General features: G+C 69.6%; 23 protein-coding genes. 13 read left to right on the top strand and 10 right to left on the bottom strand.

Annotated elements, in window-relative coordinates; genetic code table 11:
* The first annotated feature begins 66 nt into the window (after positions 1–66).
* Positions 67–450 (top strand): RidA family protein, encoded by a 384-nt coding sequence (locus IPV10_RS11485; protein WP_207483950.1) that lies wholly within the window; start codon positions 67–69, stop codon positions 448–450.
* 140 nt (positions 451–590) lie between these two features.
* A complete protein-coding gene (locus IPV10_RS11490) occupies positions 591–2,102 on the top strand; it encodes a lipase maturation factor family protein (protein WP_207483952.1) in 1,512 nt (503 codons plus the stop codon).
* Between the two features lie 118 nt (positions 2,103–2,220).
* On the opposite strand, the gene IPV10_RS11495 is transcribed toward IPV10_RS11490, so the two are convergent.
* The 4 genes from IPV10_RS11495 to IPV10_RS11510 are packed head-to-tail and all read right to left on the bottom strand — an operon-like array spanning position 2,221 to position 4,542.
* Positions 2,221–2,988: an ABC transporter permease gene (locus IPV10_RS11495; protein ID WP_207483954.1), complete on the bottom strand. Its 768-nt coding sequence runs from the start codon at positions 2,986–2,988 to the stop codon at positions 2,221–2,223.
* Complete coding sequence (locus IPV10_RS11500) at positions 2,985–3,833, bottom strand: ABC transporter ATP-binding protein (RefSeq protein WP_207483956.1); 849 nt, start codon at positions 3,831–3,833, stop codon at positions 2,985–2,987. Before IPV10_RS11500 ends, IPV10_RS11495 begins: the two co-directional genes overlap by 4 nt.
* Positions 3,830–4,201, bottom strand: a complete 372-nt coding sequence (locus IPV10_RS11505) for a DUF1048 domain-containing protein (protein ID WP_207483958.1) — start codon at positions 4,199–4,201, stop codon at positions 3,830–3,832. Before IPV10_RS11505 ends, IPV10_RS11500 begins: the two co-directional genes overlap by 4 nt.
* Positions 4,202–4,203: 2 nt before the next feature.
* Positions 4,204–4,542: a PadR family transcriptional regulator gene (locus IPV10_RS11510; RefSeq protein ID WP_207483960.1), complete on the bottom strand. Its 339-nt coding sequence runs from the start codon at positions 4,540–4,542 to the stop codon at positions 4,204–4,206.
* Positions 4,543–4,693: 151 nt separating this feature from the next.
* Between IPV10_RS11510 and IPV10_RS11515 the strand changes: the two genes are divergently transcribed.
* The 3 genes from IPV10_RS11515 to IPV10_RS11525 all read left to right on the top strand — a co-directional run bounded on the left by IPV10_RS11515 (position 4,694) and on the right by IPV10_RS11525 (position 6,510).
* The gene (locus IPV10_RS11515; protein WP_207483962.1) at positions 4,694–5,101 is read left to right on the top strand and encodes a DUF6153 family protein; all 408 of its coding nucleotides are present in this window, start codon (positions 4,694–4,696) and stop codon (positions 5,099–5,101) included.
* A 66-nt stretch (positions 5,102–5,167) separates the two neighbouring features.
* A complete protein-coding gene (locus IPV10_RS11520) occupies positions 5,168–5,767 on the top strand; it encodes a DUF305 domain-containing protein (protein ID WP_207483964.1) in 600 nt (199 codons plus the stop codon).
* Between the two features lie 170 nt (positions 5,768–5,937).
* On the top strand, positions 5,938–6,510 hold the full coding sequence (locus tag IPV10_RS11525) for a dihydrofolate reductase family protein (protein WP_207483966.1): 573 nt from the start codon (positions 5,938–5,940) through the stop codon (positions 6,508–6,510).
* On the opposite strand, the gene IPV10_RS11530 is transcribed toward IPV10_RS11525, so the two are convergent.
* Together IPV10_RS11530 and IPV10_RS11535 are read right to left on the bottom strand one after the other, a co-directional pair.
* Positions 6,507–7,427, bottom strand: coding sequence for a Gfo/Idh/MocA family protein (locus tag IPV10_RS11530; protein ID WP_207483968.1), 921 nt, complete (start codon positions 7,425–7,427; stop codon positions 6,507–6,509). The genes IPV10_RS11525 and IPV10_RS11530 overlap by 4 nt on opposite strands.
* A gap of 29 nt (positions 7,428–7,456) precedes the next feature.
* Positions 7,457–8,458, bottom strand: a complete 1,002-nt coding sequence (locus IPV10_RS11535) for a magnesium and cobalt transport protein CorA (protein ID WP_207483970.1) — start codon at positions 8,456–8,458, stop codon at positions 7,457–7,459.
* Positions 8,459–8,750: 292 nt separating this feature from the next.
* Between IPV10_RS11535 and IPV10_RS11540 the strand changes: the two genes are divergently transcribed.
* Complete coding sequence (locus IPV10_RS11540; RefSeq protein ID WP_207483972.1) at positions 8,751–9,230, top strand: hotdog fold domain-containing protein; 480 nt, start codon at positions 8,751–8,753, stop codon at positions 9,228–9,230.
* Positions 9,231–9,252: 22 nt separating this feature from the next.
* Here IPV10_RS11540 and IPV10_RS11545 read toward each other — a convergent pair whose 3' ends face one another.
* Positions 9,253–9,990 (bottom strand): hypothetical protein, encoded by a 738-nt coding sequence (locus tag IPV10_RS11545; RefSeq protein WP_207483974.1) that lies wholly within the window; start codon positions 9,988–9,990, stop codon positions 9,253–9,255.
* 37 nt (positions 9,991–10,027) lie between these two features.
* Entirely contained in the window at positions 10,028–11,266 is a 1,239-nt protein-coding gene (gene manD / locus IPV10_RS11550; protein ID WP_207483976.1) for a D-mannonate dehydratase ManD, read from the bottom strand.
* Positions 11,267–11,379: 113 nt separating this feature from the next.
* Between manD and IPV10_RS11555 the strand changes: the two genes are divergently transcribed.
* From IPV10_RS11555 to IPV10_RS11585, 7 genes are all read left to right on the top strand, one after another.
* Complete coding sequence (locus IPV10_RS11555) at positions 11,380–12,099, top strand: GntR family transcriptional regulator (RefSeq protein WP_207483978.1); 720 nt, start codon at positions 11,380–11,382, stop codon at positions 12,097–12,099.
* A gap of 234 nt (positions 12,100–12,333) precedes the next feature.
* Positions 12,334–13,077 (top strand): TetR/AcrR family transcriptional regulator, encoded by a 744-nt coding sequence (locus IPV10_RS11560; RefSeq protein ID WP_242684905.1) that lies wholly within the window; start codon positions 12,334–12,336, stop codon positions 13,075–13,077.
* 97 nt (positions 13,078–13,174) lie between these two features.
* The gene (gene gnd / locus IPV10_RS11565) at positions 13,175–14,224 is read left to right on the top strand and encodes a phosphogluconate dehydrogenase (NAD(+)-dependent, decarboxylating) (RefSeq protein ID WP_207483980.1); all 1,050 of its coding nucleotides are present in this window, start codon (positions 13,175–13,177) and stop codon (positions 14,222–14,224) included.
* A 108-nt stretch (positions 14,225–14,332) separates the two neighbouring features.
* Positions 14,333–14,881: a hypothetical protein gene (locus tag IPV10_RS11570; protein WP_207483982.1), complete on the top strand. Its 549-nt coding sequence runs from the start codon at positions 14,333–14,335 to the stop codon at positions 14,879–14,881.
* Positions 14,882–15,031: 150 nt separating this feature from the next.
* On the top strand, positions 15,032–15,709 hold the full coding sequence (locus tag IPV10_RS11575) for a response regulator transcription factor (protein WP_207483984.1): 678 nt from the start codon (positions 15,032–15,034) through the stop codon (positions 15,707–15,709).
* A gap of 1 nt (position 15,710) precedes the next feature.
* Positions 15,711–17,021: a cell wall metabolism sensor histidine kinase WalK gene (locus IPV10_RS11580; RefSeq protein WP_207483986.1), complete on the top strand. Its 1,311-nt coding sequence runs from the start codon at positions 15,711–15,713 to the stop codon at positions 17,019–17,021.
* A 56-nt stretch (positions 17,022–17,077) separates the two neighbouring features.
* The gene (locus IPV10_RS11585; RefSeq protein WP_207483988.1) at positions 17,078–17,878 is read left to right on the top strand and encodes a hypothetical protein; all 801 of its coding nucleotides are present in this window, start codon (positions 17,078–17,080) and stop codon (positions 17,876–17,878) included.
* A 112-nt stretch (positions 17,879–17,990) separates the two neighbouring features.
* Here the strand turns inward: IPV10_RS11585 and IPV10_RS11590 are convergent, their stop codons facing one another.
* Positions 17,991–18,341 carry a TraR/DksA C4-type zinc finger protein gene (locus IPV10_RS11590; protein WP_207483991.1) on the bottom strand — a complete coding sequence of 117 codons (351 nt, stop codon included), beginning with the start codon at positions 18,339–18,341 and terminating at the stop codon, positions 17,991–17,993.
* A 75-nt stretch (positions 18,342–18,416) separates the two neighbouring features.
* Positions 18,417–19,142, bottom strand: coding sequence for a DUF2786 domain-containing protein (locus tag IPV10_RS11595; RefSeq protein WP_207483993.1), 726 nt, complete (start codon positions 19,140–19,142; stop codon positions 18,417–18,419).
* Between the last annotated feature and the right edge of the window lie 114 nt (positions 19,143–19,256).

Below are 19,256 nucleotides of genomic sequence, written 5' to 3' on the forward strand. Positions count from 1 at the left end.
CCATGATGGAGTGGGTCGAGATCGACTGACTGTTCGTCGCTGTCGTCAGCAGAAGGGAAAGAGAGCATGCCGAAGACCGGTTTCCACGCGGAGGGCGCACCCTCACCCGCAGGCCCGTACAGCCACGGGGTCGTCGCGAACGGATTCCTGTACACGGCCGGTTTCGGACCGCAGGATGCCGCGAACGGCAACGCGATCTCGGATGACGTCGCGGAGCAGACCCGTCAGGTGCTCCGCAACATCCAGAAGGTGCTCGCGGTTCACGGGCTCACGATGGATGACGTCGTGAAGTCGACCGTGCACCTGCAGGACCTCGCCGACTTCGAGGAGTTCAACAGGGCCTACGAGGAGTTCTTCACCGCGCCGTATCCCGTGCGCACGACCGTGGGCTCGCAGCTGGCGAGCATCCTGGTGGAGATCGACGTGGTCGCCGCCCTCCCGCAGGCCTGACCCGAGCAGCGCTCCGCAACGGCCCGCGAGACTTCACGAATGTCACGTTTTCCCCGGGGGAACGAGACATTCGTGAAGTCTCGCGGGCTGGGGGCGCAAGCCCCATGCGGCGTCGAAGCCCACCGGCGTAGCCTGTGGCCGTGGACGGGTTCGCCGCAGTCGACTTCGGGTTCGCCCGCGAGGCCCTGCAGAGGGGCATCGCGGCGCTCTACCTCGTCGCGTTCGTCTCGACGCTGAACCAGTTCCGACCGCTGCTCGGCGAGCGGGGTCTCCTTCCCGCGCCCGCGCTGCTCGACTGGGTCGCCGCCCGCGACAGCAGGAAGCGGATGCTCAATCCGACGCTGTTCCGCCGCTTCCGCTACACCGACCGTCGTCTGGTCGTGCTGTGCGGGGCGGGCATCGCGATCGCGGCCGCTCTCGTCGCCGGCATCCCGCAGCTCGCCCCTCCCTGGGTGCCGATGCTCTGCTTCCTCGCGCTCTGGGGCGGCTACCTGTCGGTCGTCAGCATCGGGCAGACGTTCTACTCGTTCGGGTGGGAGATGCTGCTGATCGAGTGCGGCTTCCTCGCCGCGTTCCTCGGCTCGAACGACCAGCCGCCGTCCACGGTCGTGATCGTGCTGTTCTGGTGGCTGCTGTTCCGGCTCGAGTTCGGTGCCGGGATGATCAAGATCCGCGGCGGACGTGAATGGCGCGACCTCACCGCGCTCACGTACCACCACGAGACGCAGCCGATGCCGGGGCCGCTCAGCCGTCAGGCGCATCTGCTGCCGCGGTGGTTCCACAAGGGCGAGGTGCTCGGCAATCACTTCGCGCAGCTGGTCGTGCCGATCTTCCTGTTCGCGCCCCTTTTGAGCGGGGTCCCTGAGCCTGTCGAAGGGTGGGTGCCAGGTCCCGTGCCGCAGATCATCGGCGCGGTGGCTGCCTGCGTCGTGATCGCGACGCAGGCGTGGCTCGTGCTCACCGGCAACTTCGCCTGGCTGAACTGGGCGACGATCGTGATCGGGTTCTCCGCGATCGGGCTCCCCGGGGTCGGCGCTCAGGCCGGCACAGCCTGGGCCCCTGAGCCTGTCGAAGGGTGGCCCTGGGTGATCGACGGCATCCCGCTGTACTGGTTCGCGATCACGTGCGCCGTCGGCATCCTGTACGTCATCGTGAGCCCGCCGGCCCTGCGCAACCTGTTCGCACGCAGGCAGCTGATGAACGCGAGCTTCAACCGGTGGCAGCTGGCGAACGCGTACGGCGCGTTCGGCACGGTGACGAAGGAGCGCGTCGAGATCGTGGTCGAGGGTGCGGCCGACGAGGAGGGCTCGAACTGGCGGGAGTACGAGTTCAAGGGCAAGCCGGGCGACGTGCGGCGCATCCCGCGGCAGTTCGCGCCGTACCATCTGCGGCTGGACTGGCTGATGTGGTTCCTGCCGCTCGGCCGGTCGCTGGACGACTGGTTCACGGCGTTCCTGATCCGGCTGCTCGAGGCGGATGCTCCGACCCTCGCGCTGCTGCGCGTCGACCCGTTCGACGGCGAGCGTCCGCGCTGGGTGCGCGCGGTGACCTATCGCTACCGCTTCGCCACGCGGGCCGAGCGGCGCGACCACGGCGTCCGCTGGGTGCGCACGCGCAAGCGGGTGATCATGGGGCCCGTCGGGCTCAGGTGAGCAGGCGCGAGGCTCGCCCCCGAAGGGTTGTTCTTCTCCCGCACCGGCCGCCGAGCGCGGCGAAACGCCCCGGCCGGGGATGAACCCCGGTCGGAGCGTTCCGGCTCGCTTGACTCGATCAACTGATCTTCTTGCGGTACGAGACCATCGCCAGCACGTAGGCGACGATGAGGATGCCGACGCACCAGGCGAGCGCGACCCAGATGTCGTTTCCGACCGGCTGCTCGGCGAACAGCGCCTGGATCGTGTCGACGATCGAGGTGACCGGCTGGTTCTCGGCGAACCAGCGCACCGGCCCCGGCATCGTGTCGGTCGGCACGAAGGCCGAGCTGATGAACGGCAGGAAGATGAGCGGGTACGAGAACGCGCTCGCGCCGTCCACGGTCTTCGCGCTGAGGCCGGCGATGATCGCGAGCCAGGTGAGGGCCAGGGTGAACAGCAGCAGGATGCCGATGACACCGAACCACGCCGCGACGCTCGCTCCGGTGCGGAATCCCATCAGGAACCCGACGGCGAAGATGATCGCCAGCGTGATGACGTTCGCGACGAGCGACGTCAGCACGTGCGCCCACAGGACACTCGATCGGGCGATCGGCATCGAGTGGAACCGCTCGAAGATGCCGGACTGCATGTCCGTGAAGAGTCGGAACGCCGTGTAGGCGATACCCGACGCGATCGCGATCAGCAGGATGCCGGGGAGCAGGTAGTTCACGTAGTTGTCCGTGCCTGTGCTCTGCTGGAGAGCCCCGCCGAAGACGTACACGAACAGCAGCATCAGGGCGATCGGGGTGACCGCGGTGGTGATGATGGTGTCCGCGCTGCGGAAGATGTGCCGCATGGAGCGGCCCGTGAGGGTCGCCGTATCGGCGACGAAGTGCGTGCTCATGCTGCGACGTCCTTTCGCTGGGTCCCTGAGCTTGTCGAAGGGTCTGAGCTTGTCGAAGGGTCTGAGCTTGTCGAAGGGTCTGAGCCCGTCGAAGCACTCGGGCCGATGAGGGTGAGGAAGATCTCCTCGAGGGTGGGCTGCTTCTCCACGTACTCGACCTTCGCCGCCGGCAGCAGCCGCTTGAGGTCGGCGAGAGTGCCGTTGGCGATGATGCGGCCCTCGTGCAGGATCGCGATGCGGTCGGCGAGCTGCTCGGCCTCATCGAGGTACTGCGTGGTGAGCAGCACGGTGGTGCCGGTGTTCGCGAGCTCCTTCACAACGTCCCAGACCTCGATGCGCGCCTCGGGATCCAAGCCCGTGGTCGGCTCGTCGAGGTAGATGACCTCTGGACGCCCGACCAGGCTCATCGCGATGTCGAGCCGGCGACGCATGCCGCCGGAGTAGGTGCCGGCCTTGCGGCTGCCGGCATCCGTCAGCCGGAACTTCGCCAGCAGGTCGTCGGCGATCTTCCCGGCGTCGGGGAGGTGGCGGAGCTTCGCCACCAGCACGATGTTCTCGCGGCCGGTCAGCACCTCGTCGACGGCGGCGAACTGCCCGGTGAGGCTGATGGACCGGCGCACCGCGAGCGGCTCGGACGCCACGTCGGCGCCCTGCACGGTGGCGATGCCGGCATCCGCCTTCAGCAGTGTGGAGAGGATGCGGACCACGGTGGTCTTGCCGGCGCCGTTCGAGCCGAGGAGGGCGAAGATCGACCCCTTCTGCACCTCGAAGTCGACGCCGCGCAGCACGTGCAGGTCCTTGTAGGACTTCTGCAGGCCCTGCACCTTGATGGCGGGGGTGGTCATGATCGGCTCTCCTTCTTCTTCGCGTCGTCGACGGCCTTGATCAGGCGCGCCCGCTCCTTGTCGATCCACTGCGTGCCGCCATACGCCTGGGCGTACGTCTCGGCGAACTCGACCGCGTCGTCGCCGACGATGTCGCTGACCGGGGTGCCGTCGATCGCGGCGCGCTCCCACAGGTCGGCGAGGTCGAGGAACATCTGCACGAGCGTGTCGCCGTCGGTGACGCCGCCGTAGTACATGGAGTAGCGGTGCTGGGCGTTCGCGACCGAGCGGTAGGGCTCAGGGAGGGCGTCGATGCGCGCCTTCGCCTGCTTGTACTGCTTCTTCTGCTTGAGCGATCCGGTGAGCGCTTCGATCCACTTCGCGGCCATTGTCAGTTCTCCTTGTTCTCGGTCTTGCTCAGCTGTTCGATGCGACCTGCGATGAATCGCCAGGTCTTCCAGAACTCCTCGAGTTCTGCGGTGCCCTGCGCGTTGAGCGCATACACCTTGCGGGGCGGTCCCTTCTCGCTCGGGACCTTCTCGACATCGACGAGGCTCTTCTGCTCGATGCGCACCAGCAGTGCGTACACGGTGCCCTCGGCGATGTCGGTGAACCCGTGGTCGCGCAGTCGCGCGGTGATGTCGTATCCGTACGCCGGCTGCTCGGCGAGGAGAGCGAGAACGACGCCCTCCAGAGTGCCCTTGAGCATCTCGGTCATCTGCTTGCCCATCAGGTCCTCCTCTCGTTGTGGTTGCTGTGGTCGGTACTCAGTGATGCTGACTACCACTACAAAGTAACACTGAGTACCGGTACTTAGCAACACCGAATAGCAAGATTCCTCCGGGAAGTTCGCTCATACCCCAGTGGGGTACCCTGTGGGCATGGCGGGTCGGCGAACGGATCAGCGAGCGGTACGCAGGCTCGTGCTGCTCGTCGTGCTCACTGCACCGCTGATCCTCGGTCTGCTGGGCATGCACGCCCTGAGCGGGCACCTCTCGGGTCACGGCGTCCCAGGTCACGGCGTCGAGCATCACGATGCGGCCGCCGTGACGATGACGATCGCCGAACCGTTGGCCGCAGCGGCGGACGAATCCGTCGCGGCCGCGCCCGACGCGGCAGGAATGGCGTGCGTTCTCGCCCTGCTCGGCGGCATCCTCCTTCTGCTGGTGCCTGGGAGATGGCGGATGCGGATGCCGTCGCCGCGGGCCGACGCCGCCCGGATCGCTGCGGCAGCCCTCCCGGCGCCGCGCGCACCCTCACTTCACGTCCTCTGCATCAGTCGCACCTGAATCGCGGGTTCACCACACCCGCGCGCCGCGACCGCGGCTGCGTCCGACGACTGAAAGCAGACAGAGATGAAGAATCGAATCACGGCTGCGGCCGTTCTCCTCCTCGCCGGCTCCCTCGCGCTCGCAGGCTGCGCGCCGGCAGAGTCAGGCGATCACTCGACCATGCCCGGCATGGATCACTCGGCATCCGACGCCCCCGACTCGGCCGGGGCGAACGACGCCGACGCGATGTTCGCCTCGATGATGATCGTCCACCACGAGCAGGCCGTCGAGATGTCCGACCGGGTGCTCGGCAAAGACGGTGTCGACCCGCGGGTCGTCGATCTCGCCGAGCGGATCAAGGCCGCGCAGGCGCCCGAGATCGAGAAGATGCAGGGCTGGCTCTCGGACTGGGGAGTCTCCGCCGAATCGGGAGCGCCGATGGAGCACGGCGAGGGGATGATGACGGAAGACGACATGGCTGCGCTCGACGCGGCATCCGGCGCCGAGGCCTCGAGGCTGTTCCTCGAGCAGATGATCGTGCATCATGAGGGCGCGATCGAGATGGCCGAGACGCAGATCGCCGAGGGTGAGAGCGCGGATGCCGTCGCTCTCGCCGAGGACATCGTCGCCGCTCAGGGCGCCGAGATCGCCGAGATGCGGGAGATCCTCGCGACCCTCTCGTAGCCGACGCGGTCCACAACTCCTCAGGAACGCGCCCTGTTCCCCGGTTCAGGGCGCGTTCCGCCGATCCGGATGGCAGATCTGAGGAGTTGTGGGCCGATGTCGATTCCGCCGGCTCCCGTTCGACGTCATGATGAGAGGGTCGAATCACGACCTCGGACAGGAGCATCGAAATGACTCGCGAACTGGTCTACACCGGATTCATCACCGCCGACGGCATCGTCGACTCTCCCGGAGGGCCCGAGGAGGGCCACCCGAGCGGCGGATGGGTGTTCCGCACCCCGTTCGACGCCGACTCATACTCCCTGAAGGGCGAGGAGCTCTCCGACACCACGGCGCTGCTGTTCGGGCGCCGCAGCTACGAGGCGTTCGCCCCGGTCTGGCGCGGGTCGGAGGATCACGCCGCCTACCAGGACCTGCCCAAGTACGTCGTGTCGACCACGCTCGCCGAAGAGGATCTGCTCGACGGCTGGGGCGAGACGCGCATCCTCCGCTCGACCGACGAGGTCGCGGCGCTGCGCGGCGGTGACGGCGGCGGGATCTTCATCCACGGCAGCGCGGAGCTCGCCCGTCGTCTCGGCGAGGCCGATCTCATCGACCGGTACAACCTGCTGATCTTCCCGGTGATGCTGGGCTCGGGCAAGACGATCTTCCCGGAGGGGCAGCGCGATCAGCAGCTCACGCTGCGCGAGTCGGCCGCGTACGCCAACGGCGTCGTGAAGGTCGTCTACGACGTGAGCCGCTAGCCGGCGCCGACCCTGGCCGGCGCGCCTGCGGCGAGTGAAGCGAGGGCCGCGTCGACCAGGGCGACGGCCGCCACCCCGTCCTCGGGGAGCACCCGCGCCGGGCCGCCCGAGGCGAGTGCTTCGGCGAAGTCGACCAGCTGCGCCAGATAGGGGTCGGCCGGTGCGGACACCGGTGCCGAGGTGTCTGCGCGGAGAATGGCGCGGGTGCCGGTGATCTCGGCGGCGGAGCGGAACGGGGTGCCAGGCGCCAGCCATCCGGCGCTGACCCGGCTGACTGCCCCGCTCGCATGAGTGAGCACGACCTCGGCGGTCAGTGGCGGGGTGGCGCCCGCATCCTGCCTGGCGGACACCTCCACGACGGGGCCGGCCAGCCACCTCGCCTGATCCAGGTCGTGGATCATCAGGTCGCGGATCAGGCCGCCGCCGGCATCCGCTTCGTAGAACCATCCCGCGGCCGGGGCCGCCACCGTCCGCTGGAACTTCAGCTCGACGAGGTCGCCGACGGTGCCGGCGTCCGCCTGATCCTTCATGCGCGCGTAGTCGCCGAAGTACCGCACGACGTGGGCGGGGAAGAGGCGGACGCCGGCTGCCGCGGCGGCCTCGGCGATGCCGGCGGCCTCGGCAGCCGTCATCGCCAGGGGCTTCTCGCACACGACGTGCCGCCCCCGGGTGATCGCGGCGCGCGCGATGCCGGCGTGCGTGGCCGTCGGACTGAGGATGTCGACGAGATCCACGCGGTCGAGGAGGCCGTCGAGGTCGTCGATCACCTCGAGCCCGTGGGCCGCGGCGAGCTCGGCCGCCCCGCCGCGCCGGAGCAGCAGCACCTCGGCCCCGAGCGTCAGCCAGGCCTTCACGTGCGGCGGCGCGATGCCGCCCGCGCCGACGATGCCCACTCGGATCCGCTCACTGTGCCCCATCGGGCGAGCCTACGGCCGGATGGGCCGCGCTACAGCCACCGCTTGTACTTGAACACCCCGTACAGGCCGATCGCGAAGGCCGCCATCGCGCCGATCGCGAGCGGATAGCCGTAGGCCCAGCTCAGTTCGGGCATCACGTCGAAGTTCATGCCGTACACGGTGCCGACCAGGGTCGGCGCGAAGATGATGGCCGCCCAGGAGGAGATCTTCTTGATCTCGTCGTTCTGCGCGAGCCCTGCCTCCGACTGACGGCGCGCGACCAGTGCCGACTGCACGGTGAGCGCGTTCTCCAGGATCGCCCGGAACGAGTCCACCCGCTCGTTGACCCGGATGACGTGATCGAGCACGTCGCGCAGCGACCGCTGCAGCTCCTCGTCGATGCGGTACTTGTCCGACCCTCGGCGCAGCCACTCCAGCATCCCGCTGAGCGGGTGCACCGCCCGCTGGAAGTCGATCACCTCGCGCGACAGCTGGTAGATGCGGCGGGAGAGCGCGTCGTCGTCGCTGTCGCCGAACAGCTGGTCCTCGATCTCGTCGATGTCGTTCTCGAGGCCGGCGACGATCGGCTCGTACTCGTCGACCACCTCGTCGAGGATCGCGTAGAGCACGGCCTCGGGGCCCATCGCGAGCAGGTCGGGGTTCGCCTCCATGCGCCGGCGGACGGCGGCGAGGTTCGGCGACTCGGCGTGCCGGATCGTCACGACGAAGTCGGGTCCGACGAACAGGTGCAGCTCGCCGAACTCGATGGACTCCTGCTCGTCGCGGTAGCGGGCGGGGCGCAGCACCGCGAAGAGCGTGTCGCCGTAGCGCTCCACCTTCGAGCGCTGGTGCCCGGAGAGCGCGTCCTCCACGGCGAGCGGATGCAGGTCGAACTCGCGGGCGACGGAGTGCACCTCCTGCGGGCTCGGCCGGTACAGGCCGATCCAGGCGATGCCGCCGAGTGCGCCGAGCGTGCGCGACGTGTCGTCGAGGCCCCGGAGGGTCTCCACGCGACGCCCGTGGACGTACACGCCGTTGTCGATGAGGGCCATGATGCGGCTCCGTTCTCGCAGGGCACGCGGCAGGGTCAGCCGGGTGCGCAGAATCGTCGGGGTGCGGAGGACGCCACCGTCGGCTGCGGAGAAGGACGTGCGATCGCGGAGCGGATGCTCAGCGCGCGAGCGCAGGGAGTCGCGACGCAGCGAGGGCGGCGCTGTGACTATCGTCGGACATCGCCATCACCGCCTTTCGGACTCCAGGGGGCCTTTGGCCCGAATCGACAGCTTACTCCTGCTCGTCGGCGGTCACCTGCCAGGATGCCGGGAGGCCCCGACAAGGAGAACGATGACGACCTCGCCCATCAAGAAGGCATACTCGGCGCTGCACGCGCGTCCGCTCGGAAAGCGGATCTTCAGCACGATCGTGAGCCTGAAGGCGCCTTACTTCCGGACCATCCGGCCCGCGATCGTCTCGCTCGAGCCGGGCCGTGGAGAGGCCCGCATGCGCGACCGGTGGGGTGTGCACAATCACATCGGCACGGTCCACGCGATCGCGTGCTGCAACCTCGCCGAACTCGTCGCCGGCACCACGATCGACTACTCGCTTCCGGAGTCGCACCGGTGGATCCCCAAGGGGATGAACGTCGGGTACCTGCAGAAGGCCAAGGGCACGCTCACCGCGGTCGGCACGATCGAGGGGCTCGACACGCTGAGCGTCGGTGAGGCACGGGACGTCGTGGTCTCGGTCGACGTCACCGACCCGCACGGCACGGTGGTCGTGCACGCCGACATCACGATGTGGGTGACGCCGCGGCGAGAGGCCTGACGGTCTCGAAACCGACGAACCCCTAGGACTCTTCGGGCCGGCGGGCCGGCTCGGGTGCCGAGATCTCCCGTGCGACCTGCTTCTCGAGGACCTGCACGGCGTCGTCAGAGAGCAGGATGAGCCCGTCGAGCTCCTCGCGCACGCGCTTGTACGCGACGTTGCGCTCGGCCTGGGTGGCCGAGTCGTCGATCGCGACCTTGAGCAGCTGCTGCGCCCGGTCGAGGCGCTTGCGCTCGGCGTCGGTGAAGCTCGAGTCGCGCAGGCGTCGCGCATCCTTCTCGGCGATCTCGAACGCCACGGCGTAGGCGCCGACAGCGTCGAGGTACTCCGACACCTGGCGCTCGGACACCTTGGCCTCCGCGGAGGCGGGGCGCAGAGCATCCGCCGTCCTCTTCGCCCGCAGAAACGCGGCGGTGAGTGGCTGCCGCCCGTCGCTCATGGCGGGGAAGGCGATCAGCTTGGCGACGTCGAGCTCGTAGTCGAGCCACCGGGCCGTGATCTCGTCGTGCTCGGCGAACAGGCGGGTGAGCAGGTCGTTCGGCGCGACGGATGCCGTGGTGTCGATGATCGCGGGACCTCGGCGCCTGCCCTGCGTGAGCGCGCGCGCCTCGATCTCGGCGGTCTTGAGCTCGGCCTTCATCCGGAGGGTCTCCAGGCGGCGCTCGTGACGGCGGCGGGCACCGCGCTCCCACGCCTTGGCCGCGCCGCCGGCCATGCCCATCAGTGGGAAAAGGACCCACCAGTAGTTCCACCACTCCATGATGGAGCCAGCCTACTTCGCGCGGCGGCGTCCGTGACTACCAGTCGTGCACCGTCCCGTCGGCGAGGCGGTTGTAGGGGAGGTAGGCCTGCTCGTACGGGTACTTCCCCGCCTCGTCGACGTCGAGCTCGATGCCGAGGCCCGGTTCGTCGCCGGGATGCAGGAGCCCGTCCTTCCAGGTGAAGCTCTGCCGGAACACCTGGTTCGTGCGGGTGCCGTGCTGCATGTATTCCTGGATGCCGAAGTTGTGGATCGCGAGTCCCAGGTGCATCGCCGCGGCCATGCCGACGGGCGAGATGTCGGTCGGCCCGTGCATGCCCGACTTGATCTGGTACATCGCCGCGTAGTCGAGCGTCTTCTTCAGCGGGCTGATGCCGCCCATGTGCGTGACGGCACCGCGCACGTAGTCGATGAGCTGATCGCGGATGATGTCCTTGAAGTCCCACACGGTGTTGAAGATCTCGCCGATCGCGAGCGGCGTGGTGGTGTGCTGGCGCACCAGCCGCAGCGCCTCCTGGTTCTCGGCCGGGGTGCAGTCCTCGAGCCAGAAGAGGTCGTAGGGCTCGAGATCCTTGCCCAGGCGCGCGGCCTGGATCGGCGTCATACGGTGGTGGCCGTCGTGCAGCAGCGGGATGTCCGGTCCGAACTCGTTCCGGACCGCCTCGAACACCCCGGGGAGGTGGTTGAGGTACGCGCGGGTGTCCCAGTCCTCCTGCACCGGGGTCGCACCGCGGCGGGCGGGCTCGTGGTCGTAGCGGGCCTCGCCGCCACCGGCATCCGCTGCCTGGGAGGCGATGCCGTAGATCGCCTTGAGGCCCGGCACGCCGGTCTGGATCCGGATGGCCCTGTAGCCCTGCTCGAGGTGCGCGCGCACCGAGTCGAACAGCTCGGGCAGCTCCTTGCCCGAGGCATGGCCGTAGGCGAGGAGGCCGGTGCGGGACGCGCCGCCGAGCAGCTGGTAGGCGGGCATGCCGGCCTTCTTGCCCTTGATGTCCCACAGCGCCATGTCGACCGCGGCCACCGCGGCCATCGTGACCGGGCCGCGTCGCCAGTAGGCGCTGCGGTAGAGGAACTGCCAGGTGTCTTCGATGCGGTCCTCGTCGGCGCCGATGAGCAGCGGCACCACGTGCTCGGCGAGGTAGGCGACGACGGCGAGCTCGCGGCCGTTGAGGGTCGCGTCGCCGAGGCCGGTGACGCCGTCGGCGGTCGTGATCTTCAGCGTCACGAAGTTGCGGTCGGGGCTGGTGACGATCACCTCGGCCTTGTCGATGGACATCGTCGCTCCTCGGGTTCGGCGCGGCAGCACTGCGCACGCAACTTGTATGGCACTTGTGTGCTGATTGCTATGCAACCACTGCCATACAAGATTCGTCAAGCTATCGTGACGGTATGCCTGACGCCGAGCCCGCCGCCCGCCCGTCGGCGCGCGTGCTCGCCTACGGTCGCATCCGCGACGACATCATCGCCGGACGCTTCGCCCCTGGCGCGCTGCTGTCGGAGAACGAGCTCGCTGCGGCGCTGGGGCTCAGCCGGCAGCCGGTTCGCGAGGCGCTGCTGCTCATCGCGCAGGAGGGGCTCGTGGAGGTCCGCCCGCAGAGCGGCACCTACGTCACGCGCATCGATCCCGACCGGGTGCGCGAGGCGCAGTTCATCCGGGAGGCCATCGAGCTGGCTTCGCTCGCGGCATGCTCCGCGCCCTCGGACGAGGAGGAGCGGATGCTGCGCGACCTCGTCGCGCGCCAGCGCGCGGCATCCGACCGCGACGAGTTCTACCCGCTCGACGAGGAGTTCCATCGTGCGCTGCTGGGCCTTGCCGGCCACTCGAACGCCTGGGCCGCGGTGAGCGCGGCGAAGGGCCACCTCGACCGGGCGCGCTATGTCGGCATGAGCGCGACGCGCGGCGTGCAGGACTACGTCGACGACCACGAGCGGGTGGTCGACGCGCTCGCCGCAGGAGACGCGGATGCCGCGGCCGAGGCGCTGCGTGGGCACCTCAGGTTCGTGTTCGCCGACCTCGAGGCGGTGCGGGCACAGCATCCCGAGCTCTTCGACGGCACGGAGGCGGCGCAGTCCAGGCCTGCCCGCACCGGTCGCCCCTCGCGCCGCTGACGCGGCTGCCGCCCGTCCGGCCGTTGAGCGAGCGAAGCCGGACGAGACGCGGCGCGGTGCCGCATCGAGCCGCCCGCGTCCGCCCCCGCGGGTCGACCGCGCTTGCTCCAGTGGTCGTTGAGCGAGCGAAGCGAGACGAAACGCGTCGCCGCATCGAGCCGCCCACGTCCGCCCCCGCGGGTCCTCCACTGGTCGTTGAGCGAGCGAAGCGAGACGAAACGCGGTGAGAGGCGCATGACCTCGACGCCGACAGACCGGATCGGAACCCGGTGGATGCGCGGCATCCGCTCTCCTCCGCGCCCGCGGATCGTCGATCACGTAGACTCCACACAGCCATGTCGTGCCGCGGAGCTGCGCACGGATGACGAGAGTTCTGTGGAGGGCTTGATGGGCCGTGGCGCGTATGCCAAGGGAGTGGCGAAGCGCGAGGAGATCCTCGAGGTCGCCCTCGAGGTCGTCGCCGAGCTGGGATGCCGCAACTCGTCGAACCGTGAGATCGCGCAGCGGGTCGGGCTGAGCCAGGCGGGGCTCATGCATTACTTCGGCTCACGCGAGGACCTGTACATGGCCGTGCTCCGTGCGCGCGACGAGCGTGACACGGCGGACTACTGGCAGCCGGGGTCGGACTTCCAGGGCTTCCTCGACGTGATCGAGCACAACACGAATGTGCCGGGACTCGTCCAGCTCTACGTCGAGTTCTCGGCGGAGGCGAGCATCGGCAGGCACCCCGCGCACGAGTTCTTCCTCGAGCGGTACGAGTGGGCGCGCCGCCTTCTGGCGCAGTCGGTGCGGACGGCGCAGGAGCGCGGCGAGTTCGGCCCGAACGTCGACGCCGAGCTGGTTGCCGACATCGTCGTCGCGGCGGCCGATGGGCTGCAGCAGCAGTGGCTGCTCGACCGCTCGATCGACATGGTCGCCCGCCTGAAAGCGGTCTCGGGCGGCTTCGCCGCGCTGTCGCACCTCGACCCGGCCGACTGACCGACCGCAGGCGGCCCCGTTGAGGCATCGCCCGCAGCATGCCAGGATGAGCCTCGTCCGGCTCGCGCGGAGCCGTTCGTCGAGGCGAGGAGCAGACATGCAGCTGGCGATGGTGGGACTCGGCAGGATGGGCGGCAACATCGTGCGCCGTCTGATGAGGGCGGGGCACGACTGCGTGGTGTACGACGTGAATGCGGATGCCGTCGCCGGGCTCGTGACCGAGGGGGCGACCGGCGCCGCCAGCTATGCGGAGCTCGCGGCCAAACTGCAGACCCCGCGCGTGATCTGGCTCATGGTTCCGGCATCCATCACCGGCAGCGTCGTCGACGCCGTGGCCGAGGTGCTCGAACCGGGCGACATCCTGATCGACGGCGGCAACTCGAACTACCGCGACGACGTCCGAAGGGCGGCGGCGCTGCGCGAACGCGGCATCCAGTTCGTCGACATCGGAACCAGCGGCGGCGTCTTCGGACTCGAGCGCGGCTACTGCCTCATGGTCGGCGGCGCGGATGACGCGGTGAACCACATCGAGCCGCTGCTGCGCACCATCGCGCCCGGTGCCGGCGAGATCGAGCGCACCCCGGGCCGCGCGGGCGAGCTCGCGCCCGAGGAGCAGGGCTTCCTGCACTGCGGCCCCTCCGGCGCGGGTCACTTCGTCAAGATGGTGCACAACGGCATCGAGTACGGCATCATGGCGGCGCTCGCCGAAGGCCTGAACCTGCTCGAGAACGCGGATGCCGGGGTGCGCGAGGCTGAGCACTCGGCCGAGATCGCGCCGCTCGAGGAGCCGGAGTTCTACCAGTTCCCGATCGACACCGCGAAGGTCACCGAGCTGTGGCGGCGCGGGTCGGTGGTGTCGTCCTGGCTGCTCGACCTCACGGCGGCCGCATTGCACGAGAACCCCCGGCTCGACGGCCTCGCCGGCCGCGTCTCCGACTCCGGCGAAGGCCGCTGGACCGTCAAGGCCGCTGTCGACGTCGGTGTGCCGGTGCCGGTGCTCGCGGCAGCGCTGTTCGAGCGATTCGCGTCGCGCGACGAGGACCAGTTCGCCAATCAGGTGCTCTCGGCGATGCGCCTGCAGTTCGGCGGGCATCAGGAACGGCCGGCCGGCGACGTGCTCGAGGCGGGCGGCCGCAAGGCGGACTGACGCCGGTCGGCTTTCGCTCCGGTCGCACTTCGACACAGTGCTCGCGTGGCGGATCGTGCCGAAGTGCGACCGGAACCGGCGGCCAACGCGCCCTGCTAACGTCGGGGGGTGATCCCCGGTGCCGCGCTGAAGTTCGTCCTCTTCGCGGCCGCGCTGATCCTGGTGGTGGTCCTGGTGCGGCGGGCGTTCATGCGGCCGAACCGGGCGACCGGCGGCCCCGGCCGCCCTGACCGCCTCCGGATGCCGAAGCTCGTGGTGATCATCGCCTGGGCGCTGCTCGGCGTGGGATTGCTCATGTCGCTGCTCGCGTTCGGGAGCGGCAGCATGCGCGACCCCGTTCCGTTCCGCATCGCCTCGGTCATCCTGGTCGCCCTCGGGCTGCTCGTCCTGCTCGTCTACGGCAACTGGTACCTCGCGCCGGGTAAGGACGAAATCGTGTTCAGGACCTTCTTCGGCGCAGTCAGGGTGATCCGGTACGACGACATCGCCGGCTATCGGATGATCGGCCGGGGCGGGCGGCGGATGCTGTTCGTGAAGGCGTCCTCAGGAACGAGACTCACCGTCGATCTGACGAGGCACGACGTGCCGGAGCTACTCGCGCACGTCGAGTTCCATCAGGCGAACGGGCGCTGGCCGGCCGCCGGCGAGTTGCGCTGACTGCGGCTCGCTGACCGCGGCTGCGCTGGTCAGCGCGGCCGCGCTGACCGGACCTCGCTGACCGGAGTTCGCCGTCGGCGGCCGGGAGCAACCGGGATCCGCTGGCGGGTCTTCAGCCGCGCTTCAGGCCCGGCGCGGCAGTCTGGGAGGATGCGAATACTCCTCGTCGACGACGAAGTCCGCCTCGCCGACGGCATCCGCCGCGGGCTCGAGGCCGAGGGCATGGTCGTCGACGTCGGACACGACGGCCGGACCGGCCTCGAGCTCGCCCGCGACAACGACTACGACGCGATCGTGCTGGACGTGATGATGCCCGGCATGAGCGGGTATCGCGTGTGCCAGGCGCTGCGCGCCGAGGGCGACTGGACGCCCGTCCTGTTCCTCACCGCGAAGGACGGCGAGTGGGATGAGGTCGAGGGGCTCGACACCGGCGGCGACGACTGGATGACGAAGCCCTTCTCGTATCCGGTGCTGGTGGCGCGGCTCAGGGCGCTGGTGCGCCGGGGCGGGCGCGAGCGCCCTGCCGTGCTCGAAGCCGGCGACCTGAGGCTCGATCCCGCCGCCAGGCGGGTCTTCCGGGGTGACGCCGAGATCTCGCTGACTGCGAGGGAGCTCGCCGTTCTCGACTTCCTGATGCGCCGACGCGGCGAGGTCGTGACCAAGCGCGAGGTGATCTCGAACGTCTGGGGCGACGATTTCGACGGCGACGTGAACATCGTCGAGGTGTACATCGGGCACCTGCGGGCGAAGGTCGACCGGCCGTTCGCGCGTGAGGCGATCGAGACCGTGCGCGGCGCCGGCTACCGGCTCGCGGGGAACGGCGGCTGAGATGCACCTCTTCCGCTCGGTCAGGGCGCGGGTGACGCTAGGCGCGCTGCTCGTCGTCGGCATCGCACTGGGTGCGGGCGCCGTCGGCACGGTGGTGATCCTCGGGCAGCTGCTGACCCAGGGCGTCGCGGCGGCCGTGGAGCAGGACCTCGAGACGATCGGCGAGCAGCTCGAGGACCGGCCGGTGGACGTCGGCGACCTCGACGGTGAGGTCCTCGTGCGGCTGCAGGGCGGCGGGCGCCGCGACGGCGAAGGGCCGCGCTTCAACGACGAGGATGCCGCGACTCTCCCGGTCGTGCCGGAGGACTCGGTCGTGCGGCTGATGATCGACGACGAACCGTATCTTGCGGCATCCGAGGAGACCGATGTCGGCATGCTCACGGTGGCCCGCTCGATCGAGAACGTGGATGACGCGACTGCGACGGCATCCCTGGTCCTCGCGGTGGCCGTGCCGCTGCTGCTGATCGTGATCGGGATCGTCGTCTGGGTCGTCGCGACCCGCGCACTCGCGCCGGTGGAGCGGATGCGCCGGCAGGTCGACGGCATCGACGGCACCGCGCTCGATCGCAGGGTCGACGCGGGGCGCGACGACGAGCTCGGCGCGCTCGCGGCGACCATGAACAGGATGCTCGAGCGGATCGAGGAGGCGCAGAAGACGCAGCGCCGGTTCGTGAGCGACGCCTCGCACGAGCTGCGCTCGCCGCTGGCGACGATCAGGCAGCACGCCGAGGTCGCGGTCACGCACCCGGCGTCGACGTCGGTGCAGGACCTCGGCGGGGTCGTGCTCGACGAGGGCAGACGCATGCAGGACCTCGTGGAAGGGCTGCTGCTGCTCGCGAGGCTCGACGAGCACGGCGGTCACGGGCAGGTGCGGGGTCCCGTCGACATGGACGATCTCGCGCTCGCCGAGGGCAGGCGGCTGCGCGGGATGGGCGTCGTCGTCGACGGGCACGGCATCGGCGCCGGGCGCGTGATCGGAAGCGAGGTGCTGCTCGCGCGTGCGCTGCGGAACCTCGTCGACAACGCCGTGCGTCATGCGTCGACCACGGTGACGCTGCGGGTGGTCACGGAACGTGCGTGGGTGCGCATCGAGGTGGAGGACGACGGCGACGGCGTGCCGGAGGAGCGGCGCGAGCAGATCTTCGAGCGCTTCGCCCGGCTCGACGAAGCACGTGCGCGCGACGAGGGCGGCAGCGGCCTGGGGCTCGCGATCGTGCGGGAGATCGCGCGGGCTCACGGCGGAGACGTGACGGTGTCCGCGGGCCGCGAGGGCGGCGCGAGGTTCACGCTCGCCCTGCCCGCGGGTTCCTGAAGAGGGCTTCAGGAAGCTTCAGTCGGCGTTCAACACCCACTGGGCAGAGTGGAGATATGAACAGCGAGCAGAACACCCCACAGCCCGATCCCGCAGCCGAGACACAGCGGTTCGACACGGTGGCGGAGGCCGATCCCGCGGCCGCGCCGGAGCAGCCGGCCATGGGGCGGCGACGCCGGAACATCCTGATCGGCGCGGCGGCCGCCGTCGCGCTCGTCGCCGTCGGCGGCGGTGCGTATGCGGTCGGTGCGGCCGTCGCGGATGATGACGACGACCGGCCTTCGATCTCCGAGGGGAGCGGACCGGGAGCCGACGGGCACGGTGACCGGGACGACCGTGATGACCGCGGTGACGACCGTGACGACGATTCTCGCGGAGGCGACCGCGACGACGATCGTGACGACCGCGGAGACGGCGTGAACGGCGGCGGCACGGCTGCCGGTGCGCCAGCGACGGATGCTGCGGCGCTGCGCGAGGCCGCGGAGGCGGCGATCGCCGCCGCGGACGGCACAGGTGCGAGCAAGATCGATGTCGAGCACGGCGGCTACGAGGTCGAGGTGCTTCTCGCCGACGGCGAGGAGATCGACGTGTTCGTCGCAGCCGACGGCACCGCGACCCCGGAAGCCGCGCAGGACGACGATCGATCGTCCGATCCGGCGCTGGACCTCAAAGAGCTGGATGCGATCATCGACGCCGCACTCGCGGCATCCGAGTCCGAGGGGGCGGTCGACTCGGTCGCGAGCAGCGACGACGACGGGGTCGCCTACGAGGTGAGCATCCGTCTCAGCGACGGGCGGGATGCCGACATCGAACTCGCCGCCGACCTCTCCCTCGTCCACGCCGACATCGACGACTGATCCGCGTGCCCGGTTTCGAGGCGCTCTACGACCGGGGCTGATCCTCTCCCGGTCGTAGAGCGAGGGAGCGCCAGCGACTGAGACGAAGCGCTTCATGATTCCACGGGGTGACTCAGCGCCCGAGCTTCTCCGCGCACGCGACGCAGTGCATCGCGAACGGACGCACCTCGAGTCGGGCTGCGGGGATCGGCAGGCCGCACGCCGCGCAGATGCCGTAGGCGCCGGCATCCAGCCTCGCGATCGCTTCGTCGACCTGACGGAGTTCGGATGCCGCGGCCTCGGCGATGCCCGCAAGGCGCGACCACTCCGACGACAGGGTGACTCCCTCGGGGTCGTGCTCGTCGTCGTCGTTCGAGCCCTCGCGGTCGTGCGCGAGCTCGTCGAGCGCGGCCGCAGTCGCCGCGACCCGCGCCGACGCCTCGGCGTGCAGCTGCGCGAGGATCGAGCGGGAGTCGGCGGTCATGCCGACACTGTACGCGCGCTCCCCGACAGCAGCACCGACGCCAGCACCGTGACAGACACCGACACCGAGGCGGTGTCAGCGCGTGACACCCCTCCCCGGACTGACCGCCCGCTCCCCGGTGTTCGCCTCACGACCCGACCGGTGACCGACCGCGAACGACCTGGCGTCCGCGCCCTGGCGCCGCCGCGACTTCCCGCGGGAGAGGGCTTCGGCGGCGGCATCCACTCGATCGCGTCGCGATGCCAGTACGACATCCGTTCCGGGGCCGGCCTCCTCCACGAGGACGCGCCGGCTCTCGCGGATGCGAGTTGCGGCGCCGACTCCGAACCCGCGGACGAAGCCGCTGCGCGCGCGGCGCCTGTCGTTCTCAAGAGACAAGCCGTACAGGCCGCGCTCCGTCGCCCACCAGGCTCGCATCGCGACCATCGCCTGCACCTGCAGGCTCGCGGTGAGGATCTTCGCCTGGCGGACATCGGAGGCGAAGCCGACGAAGTACAGGAGCGCTCCGACTCCCGGCTGCTCCGAATACATCGGCCGGATGGTGCCGAGCGCCAGCGCGACTCCTGCCCCGAGCTCGCGGACGTCGCGCGCATACGCCCCGGTGAACAGCATCCGCTCCTGGACGATCTCCTCCTGCTGCTGCCCGAGCCGCTCACGTCGCGCGTCCAGGCGCGCCTGCTCTATGCCGTACTTCACCATCAGCCGCTCGGCGTGCTCTGTGAGCGCTTCCGCCTCCTCGGGCGTCGTGCTCTCCGCCTTGGCGAGCAGCTTGGCGATCAGGTCGAGTTTCGCTTCGGTCATGGTCTCCTCCTCGATGGGTTCACTCGCATCATTCGCGGGGCCACCCCCATCGGGATCCGCCGATCCGACAGATGGGGACAACCCGGAGGAGGACGGATGCTGTGCAGGAGGTCC

The organism is Microbacterium sp. SD291 (assembly GCF_017355365.1).
GTDB lineage: Bacteria > Actinomycetota > Actinomycetes > Actinomycetales > Microbacteriaceae > Microbacterium.

What these genes read in the sequence shown, in the direction of transcription:
- IPV10_RS11485 (WP_207483950.1), top strand. Translation starts at nt 67, where the DNA reads ATGCCGAAGACCGGTTTCCACGCGGAGGGCGCACCCTCACCCGCAGGC.
- IPV10_RS11495 (WP_207483954.1), bottom strand. Translation starts at nt 2,988, where the DNA reads ATGAGCACGCACTTCGTCGCCGATACGGCGACCCTCACGGGCCGCTCC.
- IPV10_RS11500 (WP_207483956.1), bottom strand. Translation starts at nt 3,833, where the DNA reads ATGACCACCCCCGCCATCAAGGTGCAGGGCCTGCAGAAGTCCTACAAG.
- IPV10_RS11505 (WP_207483958.1), bottom strand. Translation starts at nt 4,201, where the DNA reads ATGGCCGCGAAGTGGATCGAAGCGCTCACCGGATCGCTCAAGCAGAAG.
- IPV10_RS11510 (WP_207483960.1), bottom strand. Translation starts at nt 4,542, where the DNA reads ATGGGCAAGCAGATGACCGAGATGCTCAAGGGCACTCTGGAGGGCGTC.
- IPV10_RS11515 (WP_207483962.1), top strand. Translation starts at nt 4,694, where the DNA reads ATGGCGGGTCGGCGAACGGATCAGCGAGCGGTACGCAGGCTCGTGCTG.
- IPV10_RS11520 (WP_207483964.1), top strand. Translation starts at nt 5,168, where the DNA reads ATGAAGAATCGAATCACGGCTGCGGCCGTTCTCCTCCTCGCCGGCTCC.
- IPV10_RS11525 (WP_207483966.1), top strand. Translation starts at nt 5,938, where the DNA reads ATGACTCGCGAACTGGTCTACACCGGATTCATCACCGCCGACGGCATC.
- IPV10_RS11530 (WP_207483968.1), bottom strand. Translation starts at nt 7,427, where the DNA reads ATGGGGCACAGTGAGCGGATCCGAGTGGGCATCGTCGGCGCGGGCGGC.
- IPV10_RS11535 (WP_207483970.1), bottom strand. Translation starts at nt 8,458, where the DNA reads ATGGCCCTCATCGACAACGGCGTGTACGTCCACGGGCGTCGCGTGGAG.
- IPV10_RS11540 (WP_207483972.1), top strand. Translation starts at nt 8,751, where the DNA reads ATGACGACCTCGCCCATCAAGAAGGCATACTCGGCGCTGCACGCGCGT.
- IPV10_RS11545 (WP_207483974.1), bottom strand. Translation starts at nt 9,990, where the DNA reads ATGGAGTGGTGGAACTACTGGTGGGTCCTTTTCCCACTGATGGGCATG.
- manD (WP_207483976.1), bottom strand. Translation starts at nt 11,266, where the DNA reads ATGTCCATCGACAAGGCCGAGGTGATCGTCACCAGCCCCGACCGCAAC.
- IPV10_RS11555 (WP_207483978.1), top strand. Translation starts at nt 11,380, where the DNA reads ATGCCTGACGCCGAGCCCGCCGCCCGCCCGTCGGCGCGCGTGCTCGCC.
- IPV10_RS11560 (WP_242684905.1), top strand. Translation starts at nt 12,334, where the DNA reads ATGACCTCGACGCCGACAGACCGGATCGGAACCCGGTGGATGCGCGGC.
- gnd (WP_207483980.1), top strand. Translation starts at nt 13,175, where the DNA reads ATGCAGCTGGCGATGGTGGGACTCGGCAGGATGGGCGGCAACATCGTG.
- IPV10_RS11575 (WP_207483984.1), top strand. Translation starts at nt 15,032, where the DNA reads ATGCGAATACTCCTCGTCGACGACGAAGTCCGCCTCGCCGACGGCATC.
- IPV10_RS11580 (WP_207483986.1), top strand. Translation starts at nt 15,711, where the DNA reads ATGCACCTCTTCCGCTCGGTCAGGGCGCGGGTGACGCTAGGCGCGCTG.
- IPV10_RS11585 (WP_207483988.1), top strand. Translation starts at nt 17,078, where the DNA reads ATGAACAGCGAGCAGAACACCCCACAGCCCGATCCCGCAGCCGAGACA.
- IPV10_RS11590 (WP_207483991.1), bottom strand. Translation starts at nt 18,341, where the DNA reads ATGACCGCCGACTCCCGCTCGATCCTCGCGCAGCTGCACGCCGAGGCG.
- IPV10_RS11595 (WP_207483993.1), bottom strand. Translation starts at nt 19,142, where the DNA reads ATGACCGAAGCGAAACTCGACCTGATCGCCAAGCTGCTCGCCAAGGCG.